The following is a 6,942-nucleotide window of genomic DNA, read 5'->3' as shown; positions in this document are numbered from 1 at the left end:
CGTGCGACCCCGACCCTGCTCCGCAGGGCCACCTTCTCCCGCAAGGGGAGAAGGACAGCTGAGCCGCCGTCGCTCGGTCATCCTGACCAGCCAGGACATCACCGCGCCAGCAGGCGGGCGGGGATGTCGATGGGCATGTCGAGGAGTTGCTGGGCCTTGCCCTTGGCCAGCGGGTCCAGGCGCAGGCTGGAGAACTGGCCGCCGCCGAGCGCCTGGATGCAGTGCAGGTTCAGGGCCTGGAGGCCCGGCAGGTCGTAGGCGATCACCTGGGGCGCCTTGGCCCCCTCGAACTCGTGGGCGAAGAAGGCCTGCACCGCCTGGGGTGAGAGCGCCTTGCGGATCCAGGGCAGGTATTGCGGCCGGCGCGCGATGACCCCGATGTTGAAGGCGTCGCCCTTGTCGCCTGAGCGGGCCCAGGCGACGTCGATCAGGGGAACCTGGATGACCGCTTCGTCGGCCGGAGCGGTGGGGACCTCCGGGCGGGTGACCATGGCGGGGTCGAAGGGCTTGGCTGGCGGAACCGCCTCGACGGTGAAGGTTCTGTCCCCAACCGACACGACCGCCGGGACCTCGGTGCGGGGCAGCAGGACGGAATAGACCCGCGCCACCGGGGTGATGGTCGGCGCGCCGCCGAACCAGCCGGTGGAGCCGACGCTCATGGAGGTGGTGGGCGAGGCGAACTCGCGGGCCAGCAGACCCAGGGCCTCGGCGCTCTCGTGCTCGGCGCCGACCCGGGCGACCACCTCGCGCACGGCCATCGCCTCGGGACGGGCCTGGGCGCCGTAGGAGGACTCCGCCCCCAAGAGCTCGATGCGGCTGTCGCGCAGGGGCGGCAGGTTGCGGTCGCGCAGCATGTCGCCCAGCCGCTCCAGCAGGGCCTCGGCCTGGCGCTGGGCCTTGCGGGCGGCGTCGCGGCCCACCACCGGCATGGCCCCGATGAAGCGGTAGCCGTCCTCGAAGGTGATGCAGACCTTGTAGGCCCCGCTGGCGGGATAGCCCTTGGCGCCGGTGACGCGTACGCGGTCGGGCCCCACGGCCTCCACCTTCACCTGGGTGAAGTCGCAGACCACGTCGGGCAGGGCGTAGCCCTGGGGATCGCCCACCTCGTAGAGGATCTGCTCGGCCACGGCGGCCGGCGAGACCAGGCCGCCGGTGCCTGGCGGCTTGGTGACCACGAAGCCGCCGTCGGCCTGGCATTCGATCACCGGATAGCCGATGTGGGCCCAGTCGGGGACCTCCTCCCAGTCGGTGAACAGGCCGCCGGTGGCCTGGGCGCCGCACTCGATGACGTGGCCGGCGAGCGAGCCGGCCGAGAGCTTGTCGTGGTCGTCGTCGGTCCAGCCGAACTCGTGCATCAGCGGCCCGAGCGCCAGCGCGCTGTCCACCACCCGGCCGGTGATCACCATGTCGGCCCCGGCGGCGAGCGCCTCCGCGATGGGCCGGCCGCCGAAATAGGCGTTGGCGGTGAAGACGTGGGCGGGATCGGGGAAGGCCGCGTTCGTGAACATCTCGGTGAGGCCGCGGGCGGACAGGTCGCCCAGCCGGTCCATCAGGTCGTCGCCCTCGACGACGGCGATCTTGAAGCTAAGGCCCGCGGCGGCGGCCAGCTCCTCCATCCGCGCGCGGCAGGCCTGGGGGTTGAGGCCGCCGGCATTGGTGACGATCTTCACCCCCTGGGCCTTGAGCTCCTGGAGGTTGTCCTTCCAGACCCATTCGGTGAAGTCGCGGGCGAAGCCCTGGTCCGGCCGAGCGGCCTTGAGCTGGCCCAGCGCCGACATGGTGGCCTCGGCCAGGTAGTCGAGGATCATGTAGTCGAGCTTGCCGCCCTTGAGCAGCTGTGGGGCGGCCACGGAGGAATCCCCCAGGAAACCGCCGGCCCCGCCGATTCTGACCACCTTGCCCATGACCGGCGCCTCCCAACGCGAATGTCCGGGCGACAGCTAGTCCCCTGCCGTAAGGGGCGCCAAGAGGGGTTCGGCGGCAGGGCGCGAGGCCAAGGCGCGGCCACCCGCCCTGCCCGTATCCACGCCGTGAGGGGATTGCGACGACAGGGCAAACGCAGGGGCGCAACTGAATGCATTTTCACCCAAATTGGGGCCACATGCCGTCCGGCTGCTAGCCAGATAATTGCGCCTCGTCCAGCGCCGCCTCCATCGCGATCAACAGCTTGGCCGCGTCGATGGGCTTGCCGACCAGCCCATCCATGCCGGCCTGCATGTAGGAACTCAGATGATGAGCCATCACATTGGCCGTCAGGGCGAGGATGGGCGTCCGTGCGCCACCCCGTCCGGCCTCCTCCTGGCGAATGACCCGGGTCGCGGTCAGCCCATCCATGACCGGCATCTGGGCGTCCATGAGGATCAGGTCCCAGTTCGCCGTCCGCCAGGCGTCCACGGCTTCCTGACCGTCGTTGACGACCACGGGATTGAGCCCCGCCTGCTGCAGCATCGTCTGGATGACGATCTGGTTCACGGGATTGTCTTCGGCGACCAGGATGCGAAGCGCGCCAGGATCGTCGAATTCGGCTTCGTTGGCCGCCGCCTGCGCGGAGGCCTGCCGCGGGGCTTCCGACCGCGCCAGGGGGAGCCTCGCGGTGAAGGTCGAGCCGACACCTTCCTCGCTTTCGACGGTGACGTCGCCGCCCATCAGACGGGCGAGTTCGCGGGAGATCGCCAGGCCCAGGCCCGTGCCCCCGAACCTTCGGGTGATCGAGGGGTCGGCCTGGGTGAATTTCTGGAACAGTTCGCCGATCTTGCCCGCCGATATCCCTATCCCCGTGTCGCGGACGGCGAAGCGCAATTGACCGTCCGGGTTCGACACCACCAGCGCGACCTGCCCCTCGGTGGTGAACTTCAGGGCGTTGGAGGCCAGGTTATTGACGATCTGGCGGACGCGCGTCGGGTCCCCCTTGAAGATCCCCTCGGCCTCCGGCGCGATCTCCAGGGTCACGGCGATGTCTCTCTCGGCGGCCATGGCCAGGAGGTTGGCGAAGGCCGAGCGGGCGATCTCGGCAAGATCGACCTCACCCTCCTCGATGGTCAGTTTTCCGGCCTCGATCTTGGAGATGTCCAGCAGATCGTTGAGCAGGCTCAGCAGCATCTCGCCCGACTGCAGGATGACCTTCACCTGCCCATGCTGCCGCTCGGTCAGGTCCTCCTTCGCCAACACCTGTCCCATGCCCAGGATGCCATTGAGCGGCGTTCGGATCTCGTGACTCATGGTGGCCAGGAAGGTCGACTTGGCCAGGTTGGCGGTCTCGGCGTCTTCCTTGGCCCGCAGCAGGGCCTGCTCGGAGGCCTTGCGGGCGGTGATGTCCTGAAGGGCGCCGATCAGATGGAGGGGGCGGCCATCCGGGTCGGCGATCAGCCTGTTGGCGGCGGAGACCCAGACCTCCTTGTGGTCGGCGCGGACCACCCGGTACTCGGGGCGGTAGGGCGCGCCGTCCTCAAGGTGGCGTCGCCACGCCTCCTCGACGTCGGGGCGATCACGCGGATCGATGATCCGATAGATGTCCCGGTAGAGCTCCTCGTAGGTCTTTGGCTCGGTGAAGAAGGTGTCCTCGGCCCCGGCCTTGATCAGTTCGCGCCGGACATAGTCCATCTCGTAGACATGGACATCGGCGATCTCCAGGGCGAGCTCCAGCCGCTGCTCCGAGCGTCTGGTGCGTTCGAGCGCGGCCTGCACCTCGACCAACGCCGCCGCCTCGACCTGCGCCCGAGCCTGTTCGCTGGCCTCCAGATACGCGGCCACGGAGAGGTCGATGTCGAGCAAGACCGACTTGATCAGAGCCCCGATGGACGTCCCGGTCGACATGGCCTCGGTCGGGCGCGTCGCGCTCTCACGGACGATGGCCTCGACGAGATGCTGGAGCACCGTGGCGTATCCGCCAATGTACCAGCTGGGGTTCAGGCCGATCCGGGCATGGGCCTCGCCGATCCGTCGCGCGGCGCCCGCATAATCCTCGTCGAACTGAGCCTCGAAGATGCGCTCCCAATGAGACTGCTGGCGGTTCTTGACCCCGGAGAGGGCGGCGTCGTCTGGAAAGAACCGCGCGGTCTCCGGGAAGGCGAGTATCCGCTCGTAGAGGGCGTCCAGGGCGACCGGAATGGCCCCTTGCATCAGCGGACGGAGCCCTCGCAGAGCCGTGACGTCGCGGGCCCCGAGCCTGATGAAGTCGAGGCGCTGGCGCATATCGGAATGCGATGTCATGCGGTTGCTCCTCGACCTCCCGGAGTCCATCCCCGCTTCGACCAGGGTCCAGCGAGGTTAATCGGACCTTAGCCGCACCCGCGTTCTTCCAACTTATGTCGGCTCCGCGACACATGGTCACGAGCGTGGGACGATATCATCACCGTTCGGCGCGCTGTGGTTGCGGCGCCCGGGCGTCCCAGTCTTTGCGGAGGTGAAGCCCAGCCGGCGCCAGAACGGGACCGGCTCGAAGCCGAGCTCCGCGCTCGGCCACAGGCTGATGATCCGGCCGTGGGCGACCAGGATCAGGGCCGGCGGCTCCCGACGCGCGTCTTGGGGTGACAGTAACCCCCCGCCGAGACAGGCGCCTAGGAGCGCGATGGAGTCAGAGCAGATCCGAGGCGGCCGGTTCCTGGCCGAGCGCGATCTTGCCGGCGATCTGGGCGGTGCGGTCCCAGTCGAACATCACGTGGCCGCGCATCATCTGCAGGTCCCGCAGATGCCGCTGCAGCGGGGCGTTCAGGAATCCCGAGCTGGCCCCGGCCGCGGCGGCCAGGCTGTTCACCGCCTGGTTGGCCAGCCGCACGATGTCGGCCGAGGCCAGGCGCAGGGCCAGCAGGGTCTCCAGCGGGGTCTGGTGGCCAAGCGGCCCGTCGCGCTCCAGCAGGCGGACGGCGTCCTCCCACACCAGGCGGGCCGCGCGCACCGTGGCGATGGCCTCCCCCAGCCGCAGATGGGTGATGGGCAGGTCGCCCTGTTTCGCGCCGCTATAGGCCTGCAGCTTGATCTTCATCCGGTCGGTGAAGGCGCGCAGGGCGCCCTCCGCCGCGCCCAGGGCCGGGGTCGCGGCCACCAGGCCCAGGGTCGCCGACATCGGATAGTTGACGGTGGTCCCGGGATGGATCGCCTCGCCCGGCGACGGGGCGAACTTCAGCAGCAGGGCCGGGACCGTCCGGTGCTCCGGGACGAACAGGTCCTTGGCGACGATGGTGTTGCTGCCGGTGGCCGCCATGCCCGCCGTGCGCCAGACGTCCTCCACCGACACCTCGGCGAGCGGCAGGACGCAGAAGCGCGGCCCCATGGCGCCGGCCTCGACGCAATTGACGATCACCCAGTCGGAGTGATTGACGCCGGTGGCCCACTCCCAGCGGCCGCCGATCCGATAGCCGCCCTCGACCTTCTCCGCCTGGCCGGTGGGCGCCAGGGGGGCCGGGGCCAGCGGGACCGCGCCGCCGGCGAACAGCTCGGCCTGCAGCTGCGGGGTGAACTTGCAGAGGATCCAGGCGTGCAGGGCCAGGAAGGAGAGCGTCCAGGCGCTGGAGGCGCAGCCCTGGGCCAGGCGCCGCGACACGTCCATGAAGAGCGGGAAGCCGGCGCCTTCCCCGCCCACGGCGGGCGGGGTCAGGAGGCTGAAGAACCCCGCCGCCAACACCTCGTCCAGGGTCGCGTCGGGCAGGCGGCGAAGCGCCTCGGCGCCCTCGGCCCGCTCGGCCAGGCGTCCGGAAAGGTCGTCGGCCCAGGCGGCCCAGTCGCGGCCCGGCGCGGCGGTATCGGTCATCTCGTGGCCTCCCATTTCCTGCATGAGGGGCCTTAGAACCCGCGCGCGTCCAGCCAGCCGGTGACGGCGGCGACGGCGGTCGGCAGCAGGTCGGGACGCTCGATGTAGTAGTGGTCGGCGCCCTGGATATCGACATAGGTCTTGTCGGCGCAGGCGAGCGCCTCGAACAGGCGGCGCGCATGGCTGGGCGTGCAGGCCAGGTCGGCGGTGTTGTTGATGGTCAGGGTGGGGCAGCTGATGTTGGCGGCGTTCTTGACGCCGTTGGCCCGGCTCTCGTCATAGCTCCACTGCGACAGCCAGGAGCGCAGGGTGGTGAAGCGGCCCAGCCCCACCGGCCCGTCATTGGCGATCCGCGGCTCGCCCAGATAGCAGGTGTGGGGCCGGCGGTCGGAGGGGTCCTGGGTGGGGTCGGTCCAGCGGACGTCGCACATGGTGCCGTAGACCACGAAGGGCCGCTCCATGTCGGGATCGCCCGCGGCCTTGAGCTGCGCCAGGGTTTGTCGCGCATTGGCGGTGATCCTGCGGTTGCGCGCGATCTGGGCGGCGCGGAACCGAGCCACGAACTCAGGCGCGTAGGGCGACTGGTTGGGGCAGTCGGGGTCGTAGATGTTGAGCTCGCGGTCCCGCTCGAAGGGGTGGGCCTCGTCCAGGATCGAGGGGTCGATCCACTCGGTCATGGTGACCGAGCGGCTGATATGGGCGGCCAGCAGCAGGACGCCGTCGGCCGGTTGCAGCCCCGCGCCCACCAGGTCCACGGGATCGCCGGCCGGGGTGTCGGTGATCGTCGGGTGCTCGGCCTGATCCTGGTAGAACAGCGACAGCGAGCCGCCCCCCGACCAGCCGCCCAGCACCACCTTCTCGTAGCCGAACCGCGTCTTCAGGTCGGCGACGCAGGCGCCCAGGTCCAGGACGCACTTCTCCAGGATCAGGGCGGTGTCGTTCCCCCGGTAGCGGGTGTTGCAATAGATGACGTGCCGCCCGGCCCGGGCCAGGGCGGTCACCAGCGGCAGGAACGACCCGCCCCCGATCGGGTGGCTGAACAGGATGACGGTCTTGGACTCGCCCGTCTCCGGCCGGATGCGCATGCACTCGACGAAGACCTGCCCCTCGGGCCCGCCATAGGTTTCCTTCAGCCGGCTCTTCTCGGCATAGGCATAGCCATAGGGCTCGCGCAGGATCTTCATGAGGGCCTCCCA

Annotated in this window: 4 protein-coding genes; all 4 read right to left on the bottom strand. The window is 69.7% G+C overall.

What is annotated here, in order from left to right; all coding sequences use genetic code 11:
* Positions 1-98: 98 nt before the first annotated feature.
* Entirely contained in the window at positions 99-1,904 is a 1,806-nt protein-coding gene (locus tag Q7T09_RS19260; RefSeq protein WP_304701821.1) for an acyclic terpene utilization AtuA family protein, read from the bottom strand.
* A gap of 211 nt (positions 1,905-2,115) precedes the next feature.
* Entirely contained in the window at positions 2,116-4,209 is a 2,094-nt protein-coding gene (locus Q7T09_RS19255; protein ID WP_304701820.1) for a protoglobin domain-containing protein, read from the bottom strand.
* 364 nt (positions 4,210-4,573) lie between these two features.
* Complete coding sequence (locus Q7T09_RS19250; protein ID WP_304701819.1) at positions 4,574-5,746, bottom strand: hypothetical protein; 1,173 nt, start codon at positions 5,744-5,746, stop codon at positions 4,574-4,576.
* Positions 5,747-5,778: 32 nt separating this feature from the next.
* Positions 5,779-6,930: a S9 family peptidase gene (locus tag Q7T09_RS19245; protein ID WP_304701818.1), complete on the bottom strand. Its 1,152-nt coding sequence runs from the start codon at positions 6,928-6,930 to the stop codon at positions 5,779-5,781.
* Between the last annotated feature and the right edge of the window lie 12 nt (positions 6,931-6,942).

It is taken from the genome of Phenylobacterium sp., from assembly GCF_030645195.1.
Taxonomy (GTDB): Bacteria; Pseudomonadota; Alphaproteobacteria; order Caulobacterales; family Caulobacteraceae; genus Phenylobacterium.
The sequence above is the reverse complement of the archived record's forward strand: the minus strand, read 5'-3'. Positions and strand labels throughout refer to the sequence as shown.

Bases quoted from the DNA above. Each gene is read 5' to 3' on its own strand.
- Q7T09_RS19260 (WP_304701821.1), bottom strand. From the start codon at position 1,904: ATGGGCAAGGTGGTCAGAATCGGCGGGGCCGGCGGTTTCCTGGGGGAT.
- Q7T09_RS19255 (WP_304701820.1), bottom strand. From the start codon at position 4,209: ATGACATCGCATTCCGATATGCGCCAGCGCCTCGACTTCATCAGGCTC.
- Q7T09_RS19250 (WP_304701819.1), bottom strand. From the start codon at position 5,746: ATGACCGATACCGCCGCGCCGGGCCGCGACTGGGCCGCCTGGGCCGAC.
- Q7T09_RS19245 (WP_304701818.1), bottom strand. From the start codon at position 6,930: ATGAAGATCCTGCGCGAGCCCTATGGCTATGCCTATGCCGAGAAGAGC.